Source organism: Streptomyces sp. RLA123, from assembly GCF_056270165.1.
The window spans coordinates 5,886,459-5,909,197 of sequence record NZ_JBWDOR010000003.1 but is presented as its reverse complement, the minus strand read 5'-3'; the positions used below and the strand labels follow the sequence as shown (position 1 = coordinate 5,909,197).

The 22,739-nt window shown below is 71.8% G+C and carries 18 protein-coding genes; 3 read left to right on the top strand and 15 right to left on the bottom strand.

Annotation, left to right across the window (positions count from 1 at the left end; translation table 11 throughout):
• Positions 1-37 precede the first annotated feature (37 nt).
• Together RV983_RS26965 and RV983_RS26960 are read right to left on the bottom strand one after the other, a co-directional pair.
• The gene (locus RV983_RS26965; RefSeq protein ID WP_475988308.1) at positions 38-1,135 is read right to left on the bottom strand and encodes a glycoside hydrolase family 113; all 1,098 of its coding nucleotides are present in this window, start codon (positions 1,133-1,135) and stop codon (positions 38-40) included.
• Entirely contained in the window at positions 1,132-2,964 is a 1,833-nt protein-coding gene (locus RV983_RS26960) for a DUF2334 domain-containing protein (RefSeq protein ID WP_475988307.1), read from the bottom strand. The genes RV983_RS26965 and RV983_RS26960 overlap by 4 nt, the downstream gene beginning before the upstream one ends.
• A gap of 524 nt (positions 2,965-3,488) precedes the next feature.
• Here RV983_RS26960 and RV983_RS26955 point away from each other — a divergent pair.
• The 3 genes from RV983_RS26955 (at position 3,489) to RV983_RS26945 (ending at position 6,737) form a co-directional block, all read left to right on the top strand.
• On the top strand, positions 3,489-4,733 hold the full coding sequence (locus RV983_RS26955) for a glycosyltransferase family 2 protein (RefSeq protein WP_475988306.1): 1,245 nt from the start codon (positions 3,489-3,491) through the stop codon (positions 4,731-4,733).
• Positions 4,734-4,800: 67 nt separating this feature from the next.
• Positions 4,801-6,027, top strand: coding sequence for a non-hydrolyzing UDP-N-acetylglucosamine 2-epimerase (gene wecB / locus RV983_RS26950; RefSeq protein WP_475988305.1), 1,227 nt, complete (start codon positions 4,801-4,803; stop codon positions 6,025-6,027).
• A complete protein-coding gene (locus RV983_RS26945) occupies positions 6,024-6,737 on the top strand; it encodes a calcium-binding protein (RefSeq protein ID WP_475988304.1) in 714 nt (237 codons plus the stop codon). Before wecB ends, RV983_RS26945 begins: the two co-directional genes overlap by 4 nt.
• Positions 6,738-6,804: 67 nt before the next feature.
• On the opposite strand, the gene RV983_RS26940 is transcribed toward RV983_RS26945, so the two are convergent.
• The 13 genes from RV983_RS26940 to RV983_RS26880 all read right to left on the bottom strand — a co-directional run bounded on the left by RV983_RS26940 (position 6,805) and on the right by RV983_RS26880 (position 22,657).
• Positions 6,805-8,265, bottom strand: coding sequence for a glutamate synthase subunit beta (locus tag RV983_RS26940; protein ID WP_475988303.1), 1,461 nt, complete (start codon positions 8,263-8,265; stop codon positions 6,805-6,807).
• Entirely contained in the window at positions 8,258-12,805 is a 4,548-nt protein-coding gene (gene gltB / locus RV983_RS26935; protein ID WP_475990471.1) for a glutamate synthase large subunit, read from the bottom strand. The genes RV983_RS26940 and gltB overlap by 8 nt, the downstream gene beginning before the upstream one ends.
• Before the next feature lie 345 nt (positions 12,806-13,150).
• Positions 13,151-13,891 carry a VIT1/CCC1 transporter family protein gene (locus tag RV983_RS26930; protein ID WP_475988302.1) on the bottom strand — a complete coding sequence of 247 codons (741 nt, stop codon included), beginning with the start codon at positions 13,889-13,891 and terminating at the stop codon, positions 13,151-13,153.
• A 186-nt stretch (positions 13,892-14,077) separates the two neighbouring features.
• Complete coding sequence (gene lgt, locus RV983_RS26925) at positions 14,078-15,112, bottom strand: prolipoprotein diacylglyceryl transferase (RefSeq protein ID WP_475988301.1); 1,035 nt, start codon at positions 15,110-15,112, stop codon at positions 14,078-14,080.
• A gap of 87 nt (positions 15,113-15,199) precedes the next feature.
• Complete coding sequence (locus RV983_RS26920; RefSeq protein ID WP_475988300.1) at positions 15,200-16,135, bottom strand: DsbA family protein; 936 nt, start codon at positions 16,133-16,135, stop codon at positions 15,200-15,202.
• Between the two features lie 76 nt (positions 16,136-16,211).
• Entirely contained in the window at positions 16,212-17,021 is an 810-nt protein-coding gene (trpA, locus tag RV983_RS26915) for a tryptophan synthase subunit alpha (RefSeq protein WP_475988299.1), read from the bottom strand.
• Positions 17,018-18,268 (bottom strand): tryptophan synthase subunit beta, encoded by a 1,251-nt coding sequence (gene trpB, locus RV983_RS26910; protein ID WP_475988298.1) that lies wholly within the window; start codon positions 18,266-18,268, stop codon positions 17,018-17,020. The genes trpA and trpB overlap by 4 nt, the downstream gene beginning before the upstream one ends.
• A 152-nt stretch (positions 18,269-18,420) precedes the next feature.
• A complete protein-coding gene (gene trpM, locus RV983_RS26905) occupies positions 18,421-18,558 on the bottom strand; it encodes a tryptophan biosynthesis modulator TrpM (RefSeq protein ID WP_475988297.1) in 138 nt (45 codons plus the stop codon).
• Between the two features lie 9 nt (positions 18,559-18,567).
• Positions 18,568-19,377 (bottom strand): indole-3-glycerol phosphate synthase TrpC, encoded by an 810-nt coding sequence (gene trpC, locus RV983_RS26900; RefSeq protein WP_475988296.1) that lies wholly within the window; start codon positions 19,375-19,377, stop codon positions 18,568-18,570.
• A gap of 170 nt (positions 19,378-19,547) precedes the next feature.
• On the bottom strand, positions 19,548-19,964 hold the full coding sequence (locus RV983_RS26895) for a DUF2752 domain-containing protein (protein ID WP_475988295.1): 417 nt from the start codon (positions 19,962-19,964) through the stop codon (positions 19,548-19,550).
• A 112-nt stretch (positions 19,965-20,076) separates the two neighbouring features.
• Positions 20,077-20,292 (bottom strand): HGxxPAAW family protein, encoded by a 216-nt coding sequence (locus tag RV983_RS26890; protein WP_475988294.1) that lies wholly within the window; start codon positions 20,290-20,292, stop codon positions 20,077-20,079.
• A gap of 120 nt (positions 20,293-20,412) precedes the next feature.
• On the bottom strand, positions 20,413-21,093 hold the full coding sequence (locus tag RV983_RS26885; RefSeq protein ID WP_475988293.1) for a TIGR02234 family membrane protein: 681 nt from the start codon (positions 21,091-21,093) through the stop codon (positions 20,413-20,415).
• A gap of 43 nt (positions 21,094-21,136) precedes the next feature.
• Positions 21,137-22,657, bottom strand: coding sequence for an anthranilate synthase component I (locus RV983_RS26880; protein ID WP_475988292.1), 1,521 nt, complete (start codon positions 22,655-22,657; stop codon positions 21,137-21,139).
• Positions 22,658-22,739: the final 82 nt, after the last annotated feature.

The window sequence follows — 22,739 nt, the reverse complement described above, 5'->3', positions numbered from 1 at the left end:
GGAACACGATCCCAGCGATTCGCACCTTTTGTCTCGTTCATCTGCGCCACCAGCGGCGCAGCACCTCCTCGGCGGGTTTGCCGTGCGGTGTGTAGGCCAGCCGCGGCGGTGTCTCGCCGCTGTCCGGCCAGTCGTCCCACATCCACCAGCACACCCCTGCCCACCAGCGCTCCCCTTCCATGGCGCCGAGCAGGGCCTGGTAGGCGGCGGCCTGTTCGTCGTCGGCGGGACGCCCGCTGACCGTCCAGGACCAGGGGGCCGTGGTCGTGCCGCGCTGGCTGACGTAGCCGGCCTCGGTGAACAGGACGCGGCGGTGGTGACGGACGGAGAAGGCGGCGAGCTGCCGGGCGATCGGCCGCCAGGCGGCGCGCAGCCGGCCGACGTCGGCGGTGGGGCGCTCGGCCAGCGGCCAGTACGCGTCGACGCCGATGAGGTCGAGGTCGCCCCAGAAGGGGATCTGCGCGTACTCGTCGTAGTTGGCGGCGTAGACCAGCGGTCCCCGGTAGTCCCGCCGGACGGCGCGGATGACCGCCCGCCAGTGGGCGCCGTCCCGCGACGTTCCGGCCAGTTCGGTGCCGACGGAGACCTGCTCGGCCCCGAGGTCCTCGGCCAGTCGCGCGTAGTGGGTGATGAAGCGGGTGTACGCGGCGAACCAGGCGGCGCGGTCGGCGGGCCGGATCTCCGCGCGGTCCTTGTCGCCCGGGAGATCGACGTGCGGCTTGAGCAGGACCTTGAGCCCGGCGGCGTGCGCCTCGCGGATGACCCGGCGCAGCGAGTCGTCGCTCGCGGTCTCCTCGGTGGTGTGCATCGACGCGTCGGCCGGGGCCGACTGGTACCAGGTGGGGGTGAGCGACACCCAGCCCGCCCCGGTCGCCGCGATGTCGCGCAGGTAGCGGGCGGCGGCGGGGCTGTCGTAGTCCTCGGAGGCCCAGGACGGCAGGGCGATCCCCCGCAGCCGGGACGCCACCGGACCCTTCGGTGAGGACGGGTGCGCGGGGGCGACGGTGCGGCCGCGGCCGTCGCCGTCGCCGCCGCTGTCGCTGTCGCTGTCGCCGGAGTGGCCGGCGGTACAGCCGGCCGTGAGGGCGAGGACCGCCGCCGCGATGGCGGCGGCGGTCCTCCGGATCAAGGTCACGTGAGAGCCGCGGGACTGACGAAGGTGTAGCCGAGGGCGCGGATACCGTCGACCGTCTCCTGGAGCGGCTGGACCGGGTTGTACGGGTGGTAGAAGAAGCTGGCGAAGCCGTCGCGCACGGCGAGGTTGGCCTTGGCCGAGGCGATCAGGTCGGCGGGCAGCCGGGCCGGGTGGTTGTTGAACGCCTCAGGCTCGTAGTTGCCGATGTTCTCGGGCAGCACGGTGGTGCCGTACACGTCCTTCACCACATACGGGAAGAACTGCCCGATGAAGCGGTCGGGGTCGCCCGCGGTACCGCTCAGCGTCCCGGAGAAGTACAGCGAACGCTCCAGGCGGGCCGTGTAGTTCCGCGCGAAGACCTTGTAGTCGGTGGCGGAGGCCGCGTAGTGCGGGGTGGTCCACAGTCTCGGCGTCGGCAGCCCCGCGAGGAGGAACTGGGCGAGGCTCAGGGTGACCCGGGTCTGCGCCCACAGCGCGGAGTCCTCGGCGACCGGGCCGTCGTAGACCACGTTGTCGGCGCTGTCGACGTGGGCCCGGTAGAACTCGAAGTCGTCGCCCGAGACGCCGTCGTAGGGGTTGGCGACCGTGCCGTACTGGTGGGTGTAGCCGTGGTTCATCAGGACGGCGCCGCGCGCCAGCATGTACTTCAGCGCGGAGACCACCTGCGGGCGCTGGACCAGGGTGACGGTCTCGGCACGGCCGTTGTTGTAGGTGCCGTGCGGGTCGGTGTGGACGGGGATGACATTGATGCCGTAAGGGATCTTCTGGGAGTAGAGGTAGTCGGCCGTGGCGCGCAGTTCGGCCGGGTCGGAGTCGGGGCTGATGTCCTCCAGTCGCAGCAGCGCGCGGTGCCGCTCGGGGGTGTTCGGCGCGAGGGCGTCGAAGAGCAGGTCCTCGAAGGCGATGACGCGGTCGCTCTCGGAGACGTAGGCGAACGGGATCTCGCCGACGTAGGTGAGGTTGCCCGAGCGCACCGCCCACGGGAAGGATGTGCCGCTGCCCGTGTCGACCGCCTGGGCCAGCGATGTCACCGCCGGGTAGCCGGGTCCGGACAGGATGGTCGGACGCAGCACGCCGCCGTCCTGGCCGGCCGGGATCTTCCGGGTGAGGGTCTGGTCCCGGTACGTCACCTGCGTGACGGAGGCGGAGTCGAAGTACGACGTGCTGGGGTCCCAGCCGTACGTGTTCTGGAACTGGGTGACGCCGGTGGCGTTCGCCAGTGACCAGATGTTGTCGCCGACCCAGGTCACCGGGTGGGTGGTGGTGACGACGTCCCGGTAGAACGCGGCCGGGACCGCGTCGGGCACGCTGCCCCCGTAGTACGTCGAGCCGAGGTAGACGGTCGCCGTGTACTGGTTCACCATGCCGGCGGTGTACTGCTCGACCGGCTTGGCGGTCACCGTGCCGAAGTGGCCGGCGAGGTTGGCGGTGGCCATGGCGTACAGCTCACCGAGCTGTCCGTAGGGCCCCGCGGTGTCGTAGAGGACGAGTGCCGAGGTGCCGGCGGCCGCGGCGGCCGGCTTGGCGAGCAGCGCGGCGCCGGCGGCCGGCAGTCCCGCGAGGACACCCAGGGACGGGCCCTTGGCGCGGCGGTCGCGGTCGGCGGACTGCTGGGACTTCGCCCACGCGGCGAGGTCGATCGTGCCGACGCCCGAGCGGCCGCCGAGGTTCTCGCCGTGACGGTGGTGGCGCCCGCCGGGATCGGCTGCCGTGCCGCGGGCCGCGGCGCCGGCCGGGCCGGTCAGGAATGCGGCGCCCATAAGCGCCGCGACGAGCATGACGATGACGGAGACCCGGGACTTCCGTGGTCTCCCGATGCGGGATTGCATATTTCCCCCCATTGCACCGAATGAACAGGCCGCTGATTGTTCAGAGCGGCAATGCCCGCTGTCAACCGGATCATCGGATACCCATCTCGTTCGATTATTCATTCCATTACCGCGGCCGACTCCACCCGGAAGGGTGAATTACCTTCTCCCCCCACCCGCCTCACCTGTGGAAACGCAAGGCTGACCAAGAGCCCCCTCCCGCGGCTGACATCGCGGAGGATGATCGTCTAAAAGTATCTGCTAACTTCCCTGAGGGAGTTTCGGCCCGACTTCGGAGCCGGAGCACATTGGGGGGAATCACTCATGTACGGAAGGCCCGCACTGGGCACAATGCTGCCGCTTGCCGGTATGGCATCGGCGACGAGAACCGTTCCTGGCATTCCGTTCGCCAGGGGTTTACAAATAGCAGCAGGAATGGGCTTCCTGCTGTACTGCCTGATCGCATTCGGTCTGATCGCTGCACGATGGTGGCTGCGCCGGCCCACCGGCCGGACCCCGGCCCCGCGGCTCCCCGGGGGCGGCGGATGATCTCCCGGATCCCGCTGTGGGCCGCGACCACGCTGATCGTGATGGCCGGCGCCTACAACACCGTGCTCTTCCTGCTCTCCCGGCGGCGGATCCGCAGGTCCCGCCGCCCCGGCACACCCCGCTTCTACGTCTTCCTGCTGGCCTGCCTCAACGAGGAGAAGGTCATCGGCGAGAGTCTGGCGCGCATCACCTCACTGCCCGCCGACAGCTTCGTGGCCCTGGTCATCGACGACGCCTCCGAGGACCGCACGGCCGATGTCGTCCGCGCCGCCGACCCCGAACGGGTCTGGCTCTACCAGCGCCGCCTGCCCGACGCCCGCCGCGGCAAGGGCGCGGCGCTCAACGCCGGCGTACGCCATCTGCGGTCCTCAGGACTGCTCGGCGGTCGCGACCCCCAGGACGTGATCATCTGCGTGGTCGACGCCGACGGCCGGCTGGACCCGCACACCCTGCAGTCCGTGGACCCGTACTTCGACGACCCGGCCACCGGCGCCGTCCAGATCGGCGTCCGGATGTACAACCGCCATCTGGGCCTGCTCGCCCGGCTCCAGGACATGGAGTTCGTCGTCTACGGCGACGTCTTCCAGAGTGCCCGGCGCTTCATCGGCAGCGTGGGCATGGGCGGCAACGGCCAGTTCATGCGGCTGTCCGCACTGGACTCGCTGGGCGGCGCGGGCCCGTGGAGCGACAGCCTCACCGAGGACCTCGACCTGGGCGTCCGGCTCATCGCCCGCGGCTGGCGCAACCAGTACTGCACCACCGCCGCGGTCTCCCAGCAGGCCGTGCTCGACGTGCGCCGGCTGGTGCGGCAGCGCTCCCGCTGGTTCCAGGGCCATCTTCAGTCGGCCAACCTCGTCCCGCTGATCCTGCGCGAGGTCGCCACCCGGCCGGCCCTGGACCTGCTCTACCACCTGTCCAGCCCGGTGCTGATCCTGCTCACCTCGCTGCTGCCGCTCTCCTTCCTGATCGCCCTCGCCGGCACCGCCGTCGCCTCCGTGCGGGCGGGCCACTCGCTCGTGTCGCCGATGTGGCTGCTCGGCCCGTACGTGCTCTCCTTCACCGCGGCCTATGTGTACGGGTTCGTCTACGCCAAGCGCGAGCGCACCCTCGGGCTGCTGCGCTCGGTCCTGGTCGCGCACGTGTTCATCCTCTACGGCTACATCTGGTTCGCCGCCGGATGGTGGGGCCTGTGGCGGATGGTCACCGGAAAGCGCACCTGGCTGAAGACCGCCCGCACCTGACGCGCACCGCGCGTTCCCACGGCTCACCATCACACCGCCACACCGCCACACCGTCCCAGGGGGATCCATGTCCGCATACTCCGCCGATGCGCCCGAAGTGCCGGGCACCATCCGCGCGATGCTCGTTCTCGGCACCAGGCCGGAGGTGATCAAACTGGCCCCGGTGGCCCGCGCGATGGCCGCCTCCGACCTCTTCGAACCGCTGGTGGTCACCACCGGGCAGCACCGCGAGATGCTGCACCAGATGCTGGATCTGCTGCGGGTCCCCGCCAGGACAGGCCTGGACGTGATGCGCGAGCGCCAGCAGCTGTCCGAACTGACCGCCCGTCTGGTGGAGGGCCTGGGCGAGGTCATCCGGAGCGACCGCCCCGACCTGGTCATCGTCCAGGGCGACACCACCACCGCGCTGGCCGGTGCGCTGGCCGCCTTCTACGAGCGGGTGCCCGTCGCCCATGTCGAGGCGGGCCTGCGCACCGGCGTGCTCGACAACCCCTTCCCCGAGGAGCTCAACCGCCGCCTCATCGGGCGGATCGCGCGCTGGCACTTCGCGCCCACCGCGCAGGCCGCCGGCCATCTGCGCGCCGAGGGGACCCCGGACACCCAGGTGTTCGTCACCGGCAACACCGTCATCGACAACCTGCTGTGGGTGATCGGCGAGGGCGTGGGCCGCAGCGCCTTCCCCGGCACCGGCCGCCGCCGGGTCCTGCTGACGCTGCACCGCAGGGAGAACCAGGGCGAGCGCATGCGCGCGATGGGCAGGGCGCTGCGCCGGCTGGGCGAGCGCGGCGACGTGGAGATCCTGCTGCCGCTGCACAAGAGCCCGGCCGTCCGCGAGGCCCTGCTCCCCGAACTGACCGGTCACCACGCGGTCCACGTCGTCGAGCCGCTGGGCTACCCGGACTTCGCGGCCACCCTCGCCGACTGCGACCTGGTGCTCACCGACTCCGGCGGCATCCAGGAGGAGGCGCCGAGCCTCGGCAAGCCCGCCCTGGTGCTGCGTACCACCACCGAGCGGCCCGAGGCCGTCGAGGCGGGTGCGGCCCGGCTCATCGGCACCGACCCCGAGGCGATCCTCGGCGCGGCGACACGGCTGCTGGACGACCCGGCGGAGTACCACCGCATGGCGACCGCCGGCAATCCCTTCGGCGACGGCCTTGCGGCCGACCGCATCCTCGCACAACTGGCCGAGGACTTCGGGGAGTTCGTGACGGACGTACGCGGTGACGCCCTGCGCGGCGAACTCTCCGCGGCGGCCGCGCCGCCCCGGGTCACGGAGCCGTACTCCAGGGCATGACCACCGCGCCCCGGTTCCTCACGTCCCGGCCCCTCCCCCGCCCGCGGCGGAGGGGCTGCCGGTCTGCCGGGCTCGCGCTGGTGGTGCTGCTGCTGGTGGCGGGCGGCGTCGTGCACGCCTGCACCGGACCCGTCGCGGCGGTCCCCGGCTGGGAGGACGGCTCGGTGCACGGCCGCTGGCTGTCGGTGTACGACGGGTACGGCGACAACCGCGGCGACGACACCTCGCTGACGCTCACCCCGGCCGCCTCGACGCGCCCCGACGAGACGCACGCCGGGCTGGTGGTCACCACCGAGCGGTACGCCGACGTGGCGTACTCGGCGCGCATGCGGGCCCTGCGCCTGCTGCGTTCCCCCGCGCCCAACCCGTGGGAGGTGCCCTGGCTGGTGTGGGGGTACAGCGACCCCGAGCACTTCTACTACGTCACCCTCAAGCCCAACGGCTGGGAGCTGGGCAAACGCGACCCCGCCTACCCCGGCGGCCAGCGCTTCCTGGCGACGGGGCCGACGCCGTTCCCCCCGGGCCCCTGGTACGAGGTCGGGGTGGAGCAGCGCGGCGCCGTGGTCACCGTCACGGTGGGCGGGCGCTTCCTGACCTCGTTCACCGACGCCGAACGGCCCTATACGAGCGGCAGCGTGGGCGCGTACACCGAGGACGCGCAGGCCGGTTTCGCCGGCCTTCAAGTGCGGCGCCTGCCCTCGGCCGGGTAGTGAGGGCAGGCGCCGCCTTCCGTTCCGTACGCCGTTGTACGGGACAGCTCTTTTCTTCGTGGGGCTCTCAGACCGTCAGCGGCCGGTCCGTCGGGCGGATCGGAGCGGGCAGGATGCTGGCGCCGGTGAGGAAGCGGTCCACCGCGCGGGCGGCGGAGCGGCCCTCGGCGATGGCCCACACGATCAGCGACTGTCCGCGCCCGGCGTCACCGGCGACGAAGACGCCGTCCACGTTGGTGGCGAAGTCCTTGTCGCGGGCCACATTGCCGCGGGCGTCCATCTCCAGGCCCAACTGCTCGACCAGGCCGTTGTGCCGGTCGGTGCCGGTGAAGCCCATGGCCAGGGTCACCAGGTCGGCCGGGATGACCTTCTCGGTGCCCGGCTGCGGGACGAACTTCCCGTCCTGGAAGGCGACCTCGACCAGGTGCAGCGCCTTGACGTCGCCGTTCTCGTCGCCCTCGAACTTCACGGTGTTGACGGCGTAGACGCGCTCGCCGCCCTCCTCGTGGGCCGAGGTGACCTTGTACGTCATCGGCATGGTCGGCCAGGGCTGGTGCGCCGGACGGTCGTCGGACGGCCGCGGCATGATCTCCAGCTGCGTGACCGACGCGGCGCCCTGGCGGTGGGCGGTGCCGACGCAGTCCGCGCCGGTGTCGCCGCCGCCGATGACGACCACGTGCTTGCCGGCCGCGGTGATCGGCGGGGCGACGAAGTCGCCCTCCTGCACCTTGTTCGACAGCGGCAGGTACTCCATGGCCTGGTAGATGCCGCGGAGTTCACGCCCCTCGGCCGGGAGGTCCCGCCACTGGGTGGCGCCGGCGGCGATGACGACCGCGTCGTACCGCTTGCGCAGTTTGGCGCCGTCGAGGTCGCGGCCGATCTCCACACCGGTGCGGAACTTGGTGCCCTCCGCGCGCATCTGCTCGATGCGGCGGTTGATGTGCCGCTTCTCCATCTTGAACTCGGGGATGCCGTAGCGCAGCAGGCCGCCGATGCGGTCGGCGCGCTCGTACACCGCGACCGTGTGGCCGGCCCGGGTCAGCTGCTGTGCGGCGGCCAGGCCCGCCGGGCCCGAGCCGATGACGGCGACGGTCTTGCCGGAGAGCCGGTCCGGGGGCTGCGGCGTGACGTCGCCGCTGTCCCAGGCCTTGTCGATGATGGTGACCTCGACGTTCTTGATGGTCACCGCGGGCTGGTTGATGCCGAGCACGCAGGCCGACTCGCAGGGCGCCGGGCAGAGGCGGCCGGTGAACTCCGGGAAGTTGTTGGTCGCGTGCAGACGCTCGCTCGCGGCCTGCCAGTCCTCGCGGTAGGCGTAGTCGTTCCACTCGGGGATCAGGTTCCCCAGCGGACACCCGTTGTGGCAGAAGGGGATGCCGCAGTCCATGCAGCGTCCGGCCTGCTCGGTGATGATCGGCAGCAGCCCGCCGGGAACGTAGACCTCGTTCCAGTCCCGCCTGCGCTCCTCGACCGGCCGGGTCGGGGCGGTCTCGCGGGGCGTGGTGAGGAAGCCCTTCGGGTCAGCCATTTGCCGCCTCCATCATCTTCGCGGTGGTCTCGGACTCGGAGAGTCCGGCCTGCTCGGCGGCGTTCTTGGCGGCGAGCACTGCCTTGTAGTCCCTCGGCATGACCTTGCCGAAGCGGGTCAGGGTGTTCCCCCAGTCGGCGAGGAGCTTCTCGGCCACCGTCGAGCCGGTCTCCTCGGAGTGGCGGCGCACCACGTCGTGCAGCCACTTGATGTCGTCCGCGTCCAGGTCCTCGACGTTCACCATGCCGGGGTTGACGTTCGACGGGTCGATGTCGAGGACGTAGGCGATGCCGCCGGACATGCCGGCCGCGAAGTTGCGGCCCGTCGGGCCGAGCACGAGCGCCCGGCCGCCGGTCATGTACTCGCAGCCGTGGTCGCCCACGCCCTCGGACACCACGGTGGCACCGGAGTTGCGGACGCAGAAGCGCTCGCCGGTGGTGCCGCGCAGGAACAGCTCACCGCCGGTGGCGCCGTACGCGATGGTGTTGCCGGCGATGGTCGAGTACTCGGCCAGGTGGTCGGCGCCGCGGTCCGGGCGGACGACGATGCGGCCACCGGACAGGCCCTTGCCGACGTAGTCGTTGGCGTCGCCCTCCAGACGCAGGGTGATGCCCTTGGGGAGGAAGGCGCCGAAGGACTGACCGGCCGAGCCGGTCAGGGTGATGTCGATGGTGTCGTCGGGCAGGCCCGCGCCACCGTACTTCTTGGTCACCTCGTGGCCGAGCATGGTGCCGACCGTGCGGTGGACGTTGCGGATCTTGACCTGGGCGCGGACCGGGTCGCCGGTGTGCAGCGCCTCGCCGGCCAGCTCGATGAGCTGCTTGTCCAGCGCCTTGTCCAGGCCGTGGTCCTGTTCGGTGGTGCGGTGCAGGGCCGCACCCTCGGGCAGGTCGGGCACGTGGAAGAGCGGGGCCAGCTCCATGCCCTGCGCCTTCCAGTGGTCGACGGCCGCGGTGGTGTCGATCAGCTCCGCGTGGCCGACGGCCTCCTCGATCGAGCGGAAGCCCAGTTCGGCCAGCAGCTCGCGGACCTCCTGCGCGATGAACTCGAAGAAGTTCACCACGTACTCGGCCTTGCCGGAGAAGCGGTCGCGCAGCACCGGGTTCTGGGTGGCGATGCCCACCGGGCAGGTGTCCAGGTGGCACACGCGCATCATCACGCAGCCGGAGACCACCAGCGGGGCGGTGGCGAAGCCGAACTCCTCGGCGCCCAGCAGCGCGGCGATGACCACGTCGCGGCCGGTCTTGAGCTGGCCGTCGGTCTGCACGACGATCCGGTCGCGCAGGCCGTTGAGGAGCAGCGTCTGCTGCGTCTCGGCCAGACCCAGCTCCCAGGGGCCGCCCGCGTGCTTCAGCGAGGTCAGCGGGGAGGCGCCGGTGCCGCCGTCGTGGCCGGAGATCAGCACGACGTCGGCATGGGCCTTGGAGACGCCCGCCGCGACCGTGCCGACGCCGACCTCGGACACCAGCTTCACATGGATGCGGGCGGCCGGGTTGGCGTTCTTGAGGTCGTGGATCAGCTGCGCCAGGTCCTCGATGGAGTAGATGTCGTGGTGCGGCGGAGGCGAGATCAGGCCGACACCGGGGGTGCTGTGCCGGGTCCTGCCGATCCACGGGTAGACCTTGTGGCCGGGCAGCTGGCCACCCTCGCCGGGCTTGGCGCCCTGCGCCATCTTGATCTGGATGTCGTCCGCGTTGACCAGGTACTCCGAGGTCACGCCGAAGCGCCCCGAGGCGACCTGCTTGATCGCGGAGCGGCGCTCCGGGTCGTACAGGCGGTCCGGGTCCTCGCCGCCCTCGCCGGTGTTGGACTTGCCGCCCAGCTGGTTCATGGCGATGGCGAGCGTCTCGTGCGCCTCGCGCGAGATGGAGCCGTACGACATGGCGCCGGTGGAGAAGCGCCGGACGATCTCGGAGACCGGCTCGACCTCGTCGACCGGCACCGGCTGCCGCCCGCCGTCCGCGTCCTTGAACCGGAACAGGCCGCGCAGCGTCATCAGCCGCTCGGACTGCTCGTTCACGCGGCTCGTGTACTGCTGGAAGATGTCGTAGCGGCGGGAGCGGGTGGCGTGCTGCAGCCGGAAGACCGTGTCGGGGTCGAACAGGTGCGGCTCGCCCTCGCGGCGCCACTGGTACTCGCCGCCGATCTCCAGCCGGCGGTGCGCCGGCGCGATGCCCGATGCGGGGTACGCCTTGGCGTGGCGAGCCGCGACCTCCTGGGCGACCACGTCGATCCCGGCGCCGCCGATCTTGCTGGTGGTGCCGTGGAAGTAGGTGTCCACGAACTCGCCGTTCAGGCCGATCGCCTCGAAGACCTGCGCGCCGCGGTAGGAGGCGACGGTGGAGATGCCCATCTTGGACATCACCTTCAGCACGCCCTTGCCCAGCGCCTTGATCAGGTTCTTGATGGCCCTCTCGGGCTCCAGGCCGGAGATGAAGGTGCCCGCGCGCAGCAGGTCCTCCACCGACTCCATGGCCAGGTACGGGTTGACCGCGGCGGCGCCGTAGCCGATCAGCAGCGCGACGTGGTGGACCTCGCGGACGTCGCCGGCCTCGACCAGCAGGCCCACCTGGGTGCGCTGCTTGGTGCGGATGAGGTGGTGGTGGACGGCCGAGGTGAGCAGCAGCGACGGGATCGGCGCGTGCTCGGCGTCGGAGTGCCGGTCGGACAGCACGATGAAGCGGGCGCCGGCCTCTATGGCGGCGTCGGCCTCGGCGCAGATCTCGGTGAGCCGGGCGGCCAGTGCCTCGCCACCGCCGGAGACCCGGTACAGGCCGGACAGGGTCGCGGCCTTCAGGCCCGGCAGGTCGCCGTCGGCGTTGATGTGGATGAGCTTGGCCAGCTCGTCGTTGTCGATCACCGGGAACGGCATGGTGATGTTGCGGCAGGAGGCCGGCGAGGGCTCCAGCAGGTTTCCGGACGGGCCGACGGCGCTGATCAGCGAGGTGACCAGTTCCTCGCGGATGGCGTCCAGCGGCGGGTTGGTGACCTGCGCGAACAGCTGGGTGAAGTAGTCGAAGAGCAGCCGGGGCCGCTCGGACAGCGCCGCGATCGGCGAGTCGGTGCCCATGGAGCCCAGCGGCTCGCCGCCGGTCTTGGCCATCGGCGCCAGGATGACGCGCAGCTCCTCCTCGGTGTACCCGAAGGTCTGCTGGCGGCGGGTGACCGAGGCGTGCGTGTGCACGATGTGCTCGCGCTCGGGCAGGTCGTCGAGGTGGATCAGGCCGGCGTCCAGCCACTCCGCGTAAGGGTGCTCGGCGGCGAGCTGGGACTTGATCTCGTCGTCCTCGATGATCCGGTGCCCGACGGTGTCGACCAGGAACATCCGGCCGGGCTGGAGACGGCCCTTGCGGACGATCCGCTCCGGGGCGATGTCGTCCAGGACACCGGACTCCGAGGCCAGCACGACCAGGCCGTCGTCGGTGACCCAGTAGCGGCCGGGGCGCAGGCCGTTGCGGTCCAGGACCGCGCCGACGACGGAGCCGTCGGTGAAGGTCACGCAGGCCGGGCCGTCCCAGGGCTCCATGAGGGTGGAGTGGTAGCGGTAGAAGGCGCGGCGGGCCGGGTCCATCGAGTCGTGGTTCTCCCACGCCTCGGGAATCATCATCAGCACGCTGTGCGGCAGCGAGCGGCCGCCGAGGTGCAGCAGCTCCAGCACCTCGTCGAAGGTCGCCGTGTCGGAGGCGTCCGGGGTGCAGACAGGGAAGATCCGCTCCAGGTCCCCGCTGAACAGCTCCGAGGCCAGCTGTGACTCGCGGGCGCGCATCCAGTTGCGGTTGCCCTTGACGGTGTTGATCTCACCGTTGTGGGCGACGAAGCGGTACGGGTGCGCCAGCGGCCAGCTCGGGAAGGTGTTGGTGGAGAAGCGCGAGTGGACCAGGGCGATCGCGGTGGCGACACGCGGGTCGGACAGATCGGGGAAGAAGGGCTCCAGCTGGCCGGTGGTCAGCATGCCCTTGTAGACGACCGTCCGGGCGGACAGCGACGGGAAGTAGACGTCCGCCTCGCGCTCGGCGCGCTTGCGCAGCACGAAGGCCGGGCGGTCGAGGTCGATCCCGGCCCTCGCAAGGCCCTGGGCGTCGGCCACGAAGAGCTGCGAGAAGAACGGCATCGTCGAGCGGGCGGTGGCGCCCAGGCTCGCGGCGTCGGTCGGCACCTCGCGCCAGCCGAGGACGGTCAGGCCCTCCTCGGCGGCGATCCGCTCGATGGACTCGACGGCCTTGCGCCGGTCCTCGTCCTCGACCGGCAGGAAGGCCATGCCGACGGCGTAGTGTCCGGCGCCCGGCAGCTCGATGCCGCGCTCGGCGGCGACCTCGCGCAGGAACACGTCCGGGATCTGCATCAGGATGCCCGCGCCGTCGCCGGAGTCCGGCTCGGAGCCGGTGGCCCCGCGGTGCTCCAGATTGCGCAGCACGGTCAGGGCCTGCTCCACGAGCGCGTGGTCGGCCTCACCGGTGAGGGTCGCCACGAAGCCGACGCCGCACGCGTCATGCTCGTTACGGGGGTCGTACATCCCCTGGGGGGCGGGACGCCCGTCCATGTGGGCCCGGCCGGAACCGGAGCCGGCGGCGTGGGGGTGTGTGGGCCGGTGCAGAACAGGACGCATCTGGTCGGCTCTCCCGTCGTCGTCATCTGGCATATGCATGCGCGCTAGGGACGACGTTGGCCCTCTGCGATTTCGTGCAGGTTACATGATGGCCCGATGACCGAAAAGTGGATAGCGGATTCCATCATGTGGACTGAACAGCGCTACGAGCAGGCAGTTCTGGGCCAGCATCGCTCACGTGAGACGCAGGCGACACTGCCCGCGGCGCCACAGACTGATGCCCTGTGTCGGCCGCGCTGAAACGAGGAGGTAACAAGTGGTTCGCGGCCCCGCAATGCCTCAGCCGACGGCGGTGCCGAAAAGCGCGCCCAGAACGAAGGTAACCCCGGCGGCCGCTCCACCCAAGACAAGTTGTCGCAAACCGCTGAACCACCAACTGCGTGCCGTCACACGTGCCACAGCCGCACCGCAGAGGAAGAGACCGATCAGGGCGACGATCGCCGCGGGCCACACCACGGTGGCGCCCAGCAGGTAGGGCAGCACCGGGAGCAGCGCGCCGATACCGAAGGACAGGAAGGACGAGCCCGCCGCCACCAGCGGCGACGGCAGGTCGGCCGGGTCGATGCCCAGTTCCTCTCGCGCGTGGATCTCCAGCGCCTGCTCCGGGTCGCGGGACATCTGCCGGGCCACCTCGTAGGCCAGCTCGGGCTCCACGCCGCGCGCGATGTACAGCTCGGCGAGCTCCCGCAGCTCGTCCTTCGGATGGCGACGCAGTTCCCGGCGCTCTATCTCGAGCTCCGCCTCGACCAGCTCGCGCTGGGAGGCCACGGAGGTGTACTCGCCCGCCGCCATCGAGAACGCGCCGGCGGTCAGACCGGCCAACCCGGTGATCACGATGGTGGACGGGGCGACGTTGCCACCGGCGACGCCGGTCATGAGCGCGAGGTTGGAGACCAGGCCGTCCATCGCGCCGAACACCGCCGGCCTCAGCCAGCCGCCGCTCACGTCCCGGTGGGTATGGTGCGCGACGTGGTACGGAGCGTTCGGCTCCAGTTCGCTGCGCTCCACGGCTGCCGACATGATCCGCGTTCTCCTTCCCGCGGGTGGCGACCGCCCGCGTCCTCCCCCTTGGAACGCCTCGACCGTACGCCCGGATTCCTTGCGTTTCCAGCAAGGAAAGCCTCTCCTACCTGCGGAAACGACCGCGGCGCCACCCGGGGTCATACCCCTGGCGGCGCCGCGGCCCGGCGTAGAGATCTACCGGGATCAGCCGTTCTTGGCGGATTCGGCCCGGGCTGTGGCCCCGGCCTCCGCCGCCTCTTCCGGCTCGTCGGCCTTTTCGTCACTGCCGGCGGCGGTCCCGTCGCCGGCCTCCGCCCCGTCCTTCTTCGTGTCCTTGGCCGCGGGCTTGGTCAGGTCGGCCTTGCCGTCCTTGACGTCCTTGCCCTCCGGCTCACCCTCCGCGGCGGCGACGGGCGCCGGCTCGACGTTCTCCTCGCGGCCCGGACGCCGCCGTGCCGAGACGATCATGTAGGCGACGGCCCCGGCGAAGACGATGATCGACGTCCAGTCGTTGAGCCGCAGCCCCAGGAAGTGGTGGGCGCCGTCGACGCGCAGATACTCGATCCAGAAGCGGCCGACGGTGTACGACGCGACGTACAGCGCGAAGGCGCGGCCGTGGCCGAGCTTGAAGCGGCGGTCGGCCCACATCACCAGCAGGGCCACGCCGACGCACCACAGGGACTCGTACAGGAACGTCGGGTGGTACGTCGCGACGTCCAGGCTGTCCGCCGGCCGGTGCGCGCTGTCGATCTTCAGCGCCCACGGCAGGTCGGTCGGCCGTCCGTAGAGCTCCTGGTTGAACCAGTTGCCCCAGCGGCCGATGGCCTGGGCGATGGCGATACCCGGGGCGACGGCGTCGGCATAGGCGGGCAGCGAGATGCCACGGCGCCGGCAGCCGATCCACGCGCCCAGGGCGCCGAGGGCGATCGCGCCCCAGATGCCGAGGCCGCCCTCCCAGATCTTGAACGCGTTCACCCAGTGCTTGCCCTCACCGAAGTAGAGCTCGTAACTGGTGATCACGTGGTAGAGACGGCCACCGACCAGACCGAACGGCACCGCCCACACGGCGATGTCCGCGATCGTGGTCTTCTGTCCGCCGCGGGCGGCCCATCGCCTGCCACCGAGCCAGACGGCTACGAAGACACCGATGATGATGCAGAAGGCATAGCCGCGCAGCGGTACGGGTCCGAGGTGGAGCACCCCGCGCGACGGACTGGGAATGAAGGCGATGAATTCCATGGCAGTGCCGACGCTACCGTGCCGGGCGGGTGCGGCGGGCACCCGCCCGGCAACGGCTGAGTAACGAGCGGCTCTCCCGGCGGTGCCTCAGCCGGTCGTCGACGGGGTCGCCGGCGGGCTCGCGGGCACGCTCGCCGGGGCGGAGGAGGCCGGAGCGGAGGCCGGCGCCGACGCCGTGGCGGACGTGGCCGCCGAACCGCTCGCCGGAGCGCTGGGCGGGGTCACGCTCGGCGTGACGGTGCCGGGCTTCTTGCCCTTGTTGGCCTCGGCGACCATCTGGTCCAGCTTCTGCGGGGTCAGCGGCGCCGCTTGGGCCCCGTAGATGTTCTTCCCGTTGAGCAGCACGGTCGGGGTGGAGTTGAAGCCCGACGAGTTGAAGGCGCTGTTGTTCTTGTCCACCCAGTCGTCGTACGTGCCCTTGTTCACACAGGCGGTGAACGCCGGGGTCACCAGCCCCGGCACCTGGCCGGCGAGCTGGAGCAGGTAGGGCTTGCTCGCGAACTTGTCGTCCTGCTCCGGCGGCTGGTTGCGGTAGAGCACGTCGTGGTACGCCCGGAACTTGTTCTGGTCCTGCGCGCAGGCCGCGGCGTTGGCCGCGTTGAGCGAGCCGGTACCGCCCAGATTGCCGTCGATGATCCGGACCAGGTGGTAGTCCACCTTCAGCTGGCCCTTGTCCTCCAGGGAGTGGACGGTGTCCCGGTAGCCCTGCTCGAAGGCACCGCAGGCCGGGCAGCGGAAGTCCTCGTAGACGGTCAGCGTGGACGGTGCGTCGCTCGCGCCGCTGGGGATCACGAGTTTGTTCTCGCCCGTCGCACCCGCCGGGGAGACCGCGGCGGCCCCCTCGGAATCGCCTCCGCTGTTGGCCGCCAGGATCCCGATGACGGCGCCGATCACCAGGACCCCGACAACTGATCCGGCGACGATCATCGTCCTCTTGCGCTTCTGGCGGCGTTGGTCCTGCACACGCTGCTCCTGCAGCCGCTCGCGGGCGCTGCGCTTTCCTTCACGGTTCTTCTCGCTCACACCCCGGGACAACGAACCGGGGGCGCACCTGCGCGCGCCCCCGGCCGTAATTCGCCCGTTCGGGCGACGTCGCCGCTCAGCGGCGGACGCCCTTGGCCAGGTCCGCGGCGAGCTCGCGTACCGCGGTGAGGCCCTGCTCCAGGTCCGGCGCGTCCAGCAGCTTCTTGACGAAGGCCGAACCGACGATCACACCGTCGGCGAAGCCGGCGACCTCGGCCGCCTGCTCCGCGTCGGAGACGCCCAGGCCGACGCAGACCGGCAGCGCGGTCTGCGCGCGGGTGCGGCGCACCAGGTCGGCCGCCTCGGCGCCGACGCTCGCCCGGGTGCCGGTCACACCCATGAGCGAGGCCGCGTAGACGAAGCCGGTGCCCGCCGCCGTGATCTTCGCCAGCCGCTCGTCCCGGCTGCTCGGCGCGACCACGAAGACGGTGGCCAGCCCGTGCTGCTCGGCGGCCTTGCGCCAGCCCTCGGACTCCTGCACGGGCAGGTCCGGCAGGATGCAGCCCGCGCCGCCGGCCTCGGCGAGCTCCGCGGCGAACCGCTCGGCGCCGTACCGGTCGACCGGGTTCCAGTACGTCATGACCAGGACCGGCTTGCCGGTCGCCGTGTGCGCCTCGCGCACCGTGCGCAGCACGTCCTTGATCCGGACGCCGCCGCGCAGCGCGATGTCGTCGGCGGTCTGGATGACCGGGCCGTCCAGCACCGGGTCGCTGTGCGGCAGGCCCACCTCGACGATGTCCGCGCCGCCCTCCAGGGCCGCCTTGACGGCCTCGATGCCGCCGTCGACGGTGGGGAAGCCCGCCGGCAGGTAGGCGACCAGGGCCGCCCGCCCCTCGGCCTTCGCGCCGGCCAGGGTCCGGTCCAGCAGTTCGATCTGCCCGCTCACTTCTCGGCCCCTTCGGTCTCGGCCCCGTCGTACAGCCCGAACCAGCGGGCCGCGGTGTCCATGTCCTTGTCGCCGCGCCCGGAGAGGTTGACCAGGATCAGGCCGTCCTCGCCGAGCTCGCGGCCGAGCTGCAGCGCGCCCTCGAGCGCGTGCGCGCTCTCGATGGCCGGGATGATGCCCTCGGTCTGCGACAGCAGGCGCAGCGCCTGCATGGCCTGGGCGTCGGTGACCGGGCGGTACTCCGCGCGTCCGGTCTCCTTGAGGTAGGCGTGCTCCGGGCCGATGCCGGGATAGTCCAGGCCCGCCGAGATCGAGTACGGCTCGGTGATCTGGCCCTCGTCGTCCTGCAGGACGTAGGAGCGCGAACCGTGCAGGATGCCGGGCTCGCCCATGGTGAGCGTCGCGGCGTGCTCGCCGGAGTCCACGCCGTGACCGGCCGCCTCCAGGCCCACCAGCCGCACGCCCTCGTCCGGGATGAAGGCGTGGAACAGGCCGATGGCGTTGGACCCGCCGCCGACGCACGCGGCGGCCGCGTCGGGCAGCCGGCCGGCCCGCTCCAGGATCTGGCGGCGCGCCTCGACGCCGATGACGCGGTGGAAGTCGCGCACCATGGCCGGGAACGGGTGGGGTCCGGCGACGGTGCCGAACAGGTAGTGCGTGCGGTCCACATTGGCGACCCAGTCGCGGAACGCCTCGTTGATCGCGTCCTTCAGGGTGCGGCTGCCGGACTTCACCGAGATGACCTCGGCGCCCAGCATCCGCATGCGGGCGACATTGAGCGCCTGGCGCTCGGTGTCGATCTCGCCCATGTAGATCGTGCATTCCAGGCCGAACAGCGCGCACGCCGTCGCCGTGGCCACACCGTGCTGGCCCGCGCCGGTCTCGGCGATCACCCGGGTCTTGCCCATGCGCTTGGTGAGCAGCGCCTGGCCCAGCACATTGTTGATCTTGTGCGAGCCGGTGTGGTTGAGGTCCTCCCGCTTGAGGAAGATCCGCGCACCGCCGGCGTGCTCGGCGAACCGCGCCACCTCGGTGAGCGGGCTCGGGCGGCCGGTGTAGTGCACCAGCAGGTCGTTCAGCTCCGCGGCAAAGGCGGGATCGGCCTTGGCCTTGTCGTACTCGACGGCGACCTCGTCCACGGCGGCGACGAGCGCCTCCGGGATGAACTTGCCGCCGTACCGGCCGAAGTAGCCCTCGGCGCTGGGCACCCGGCCCTCGGGGTCGGGAATGAAGAAGTCAACGGACATGACGTTCTCGGCTCCTTCGGGGGCGCGTCGGCGCCCCCAGAGTCTCTGGGCGTACCAATGGTCACGCTACGGCGCCGCCGGCGCCGTCAGCGTTCGCGGCCGCGCGCGTCACAGGCCGGGACGGGACTCCGTCCGGGCGGCGCGCGCGGCGGCTAGCGCCATCGGCGACCGTTGGTCTGCCCCGGCTCGCAGCCGATGTGGTACCGCACGCGGCGCCCGAGAATGCGCCGCGCGGGCGCGCGGCAGCCACGGGGACGGCAGCCCCGGGCCAGTCGCGCGTAGGTGTGCATGGCGGGGGTTCAGCCCCGTCCGTGGCGCAGCGCGGGGTGGGCGCCGGCGGCGACGAGGTCGGCGACGGCGGTCCTGGGGTCGCGGCCGGTGACCAGGGACTCGCCGACCAGCACGGCGTCGGCGCCGTCGTTGGCGTAGGCGATGAGGTCGTGCGGGCCGCGGACGCCGGACTCGGCGACCTTCACGATGTGGCCGGGGATCTCCGGAGCGACGCGGGCGAAGGTGCCCCGGTCGACCTCGAGCGTCTTCAGGTTGCGCGCGTTGACGCCGATGATCCGGGCTCCGGCGTCGACGGCGCGGGCGACCTCGTCCTCGTCGTGCACCTCGACCAGGGGGGTGAGCCCGATGGACTCGGCCCGCTCGATCAGGGAGACCAGCGCGTCCTGCTCCAGCGCGGCCACGATCAGCAGCACGAGGTCGGCGCCGTAGGCACGGGCCTCCCAGAGCTGGTACGCGGTGACGATGAAGTCCTTGCGCAGCACGGGGATGTCGACCTTGGCCCGGACGGCCTCCAGGTCGGCGAGCGAGCCGCCGAAGCGGCGCTGTTCGGTCAGGACCGAGATGACCGCCGCGCCGCCCGCCTCGTAGTCCCCGGCGAGGCCCGCCGGATCGGCGATGGCCGCGAGTGCGCCCTTGGACGGGCTGGACCGCTTGACCTCGCAGATGACGGTGACGCCCTCGCCGCGCAGGGCGGCCACGCCGTCCTTCGCGTCGCGCGCCTTCGCGGCACGCTGCTTGAGCTCGTCGAGCGAGACCCGGGCCTGCCGCTCGGCGAGGTCTTCGCGGACGCCGTCGATGATCTCGTCGAGCACACTCACGCGAGGGGACCCCTTCCGAAAGCGAAACGATCAAGCCAGTGAGATGTTCCACCAGCACTGCGATGGTAACCGCCGGGGGCCGCCGGACCTGCATCCGGCGGGACCAACGACCACCAGGCGGACAGACCGGACAGGCACCGACGGGCACCCACGGGCACCGGCAGGCGCCGTCAGGGAGCCAGCGCGGCCCCGAACGGCAGGTTCCGGACAACGGTGAAGACCACCACGACCGCCGCCACCGCCCACCAGTGCGCCGGCCGCAGACTCACCGAGAACGGCCGCCCGCGCAGCGCCCGGGAGAACCAGACGACCCACCCGACGGCGAAGAGGAGGTACATCGCGACGGCGAGGGCGTTGAGGCCGAACGCGGCCCCGAAGTCGCCGTGCGCCACCGCGTACGCGCTGCGCAGCCCGCCGCAGCCGGGGCAGAACAGGCCCGTGTAGTGCAGGAGAGGGCAGACCGGGTAGTGCCCGGGGTGATTGGGGTCGACGGTCCCGACGTAGACGAAGCCGGCGACGACGCCGCCCAGCAGGCCCAACGGGGCGGCGAGGGCGCTCGCCTTCGGCGCGATGGCGGTCTCGGTCACCCGCCGATTGTCCCGCGCCGGGCCGCCGGGGAAAACCCGGGGTCACCGTGGAAACGCCGAAGCCGCCCGCGGCGCGTGGCCGGGGCGGCTCCGATGTCCGTGATGCGGCAGGTCAGCCGCGCGCGGCCTTCTGCGCCACCGGCTTGCCCATACCGGCGGCACGCATGCCGAGGCCGATGAGACCGCCCACCGCGGCCACGGCCAGGCCCGCGAACATGCCGATCGGCTCCGCCAGGACGACGAAAGCACCCGCGACGCAGAAGCCGATGAAGGCGATGATCACGCCGGTCCAGGCGGCAGGGGTGTGTCCGTGGCTGTTGCCCGCCATGAGTGCTCCCAAGGGGTTCTACAGAAGGTTCGTTCGGTCGTTCGCCGCGCGATCGCACGCGTCGCCGCCCATTGTCCCCTGTTCCGCTCACGCTCCGCGCGCGGGGGGTGGCCCGGCGCGTCAGAGTGCGTCGGTGGGGTCCTCGCCGCGGTCCATCGCCTTCCACAGGTCCTCGGGGCGCTCCTCGCCGTCGGCGGCGCGAGCGGAACGGGCGGCCGAGGGACGGGCCGGCGCGGCGGTGTCCCGCTCGTAGCGGCTGGACATTCCCGGCCAGGCCGCGGCCCGCAGGACGGCGGTCACCCCGGCGAGCAGCAGCAGCGCCCCGCCCACGGCGGACACGGTGGGCCAGGCCGTGGTGGCGGTGTCCGTCGCGGTGGCCCGGGTCAGTCCGCTGGCGGTGGCCGCGGCGGTGTCCAGGGAGGAACCGTCCCCGGTGGCGAGCAGCGCGGCGAGCAGGGCGCCCGCCCCGCACAGCACGAGCAGCCCGCTCACGACCGTGCGGGCCACGCCGCGCACGGCGAAGACCGCGACCAGCGCGGCCAGTCCCACCAGCGCCAGTGCGCCCGGCACCGCCGTCACCTGACTGCCGTCGGCATGCACCGCCACCCCGGCCCCGGCCGTCCCGGCGAAGCCGTGCTGCCAGGTCTTGCCCGCGGCCAATAGCACGAGCGCGGCGCCGAGCACTCCGCCGGCCAGGGCGACGGCCATACTGCGGCGGCCGCCCGCGCGGCGCGGCCCACGGGGCACGGCCGCCGCGTCGGCATCGGCGGCGGCACGGGGCTCAGGTACGGCGCTGGTCATCCGACCACTATCCCCCCTCGCCGCAGGGCACGCGTACGCGGGGCTACGCCCCCGCGGTCATCCGGTTCGCCGTGGCGACGGCGCGCAGCACCGCAGCCGCCTTGTTGCGGCACTCGGTGTCCTCCGAGACCGGGTCGGAGTCGGCGACGATGCCGGCGCCCGCCTGGACGTACGCCGTACCGTCGCGGAGCAGCGCGGTGCGGATGGCGATGGCCGTGTCCGAGTCGCCCGCGAAGTCCAGGTAGCCCACGCAACCGCCGTACAGCCCGCGCCGGGTCGGCTCCAGTTCGTCGATGATCTGCATCGCCCGCGGCTTCGGCGCCCCCGACAGCGTCCCGGCCGGGAAGCAGGCCGTCAGGACGTCGAACGCGCTGCGGCCGGCCCCCAGGGTGCCGGTGACGGTCGAGACGATGTGCATCACGTGGCTGTAGCGCTCGATCGACATGAAGTCGACGACCTCCACACTGCCCGGCTCGCACACCCGGCCCAGGTCGTTGCGGCCCAGGTCCACCAGCATCAGGTGCTCCGCCCGCTCCTTGGGGTCGGCCAGCAACTCGTCGGCCAGCGCCTGGTCCTCCCGGGGCGTCGCACCGCGGGGCCGCGTGCCCGCGATCGGGTGCACCGTGGCGCGGCCGTCCTCCACCTTCACCAGCGCCTCGGGGCTCGACCCCACCACGTCGAAGCCCTCGAAGCGGAACAGGTACATGTACGGGGACGGATTGGTGGCCCGCAGTACCCGGTACACGTCCAGCGCGCTCGCCGGGCAGGGCGTCTCGAACCGCTGCGACGGCACCACCTGGAACGCGTCCCCGGCCCTGATGTACTCCTTGGTCCGCTCCACTGCCCCGTGGTAATCGGCGCCCCCGAAGCGCGCCGTGATCTCCTCCGGAAGCCGTGACGGCGGCAGTTCCGCCGGCGCGGTGTCCACCGGCCGGGCCAGGTCCGCGGCCATCGCGCCGAGCCGCGCCACGGCGTCCGCGTACGCCTCGTCCACCCCGGTGTCCAGGTCGTTGTGGTTGATCGCGTTGGCGATCAGCAGCACCGAGCCGTCCCAGTGGTCCAGCACCGCCAGGTCCGAGGTCAGCAGCATCGTGAGCTCGGGCAGCCCCAGGTCGTCCTGCGCGTGGTCCCCCACGCGCTCCAGACGGCGCACGACGTCGTACCCCAGGTACCCGACCATCCCGCCGGTGAACGGCGGCAGCCCCGCGTCGTCGTGCAGGTCCCGTGGCGTGTGCAGCGCCTCCGTCGTCGCCCGCAACGCCTCCAGCGGATCGCCGCCCTGAGGCACCGCCACCGGCGGCGTCCCCAGCCAGTGCGCCTGCCCGTCCCGCTCCGTCAGGGTCGCCGCGCTCCGCACACCCACGAACGAATACCGCGACCACGAACGCCCGTTCTCCGCCGACTCCAGCAGGAACGTCCCCGGCCGCTCCCCCGCCAGCTTCCGGTACAACCCGACCGGGGTGTCCCCGTCGGCCAGCAACTTCCTGCTGACCGGGATCACCCGGCGGTCCAGCGCCAGCTTGCGGAACGTATCGAGATCGGGAGTGACAGTGCCCGTGGTCATGCCCCGCAGCCTAGTCCCCGTGTCCCTCCGCGCCGTGCGTTCCCGTGGCGAGTGAGCCGAAGGTGAGCGGCCGCTGCCGAAA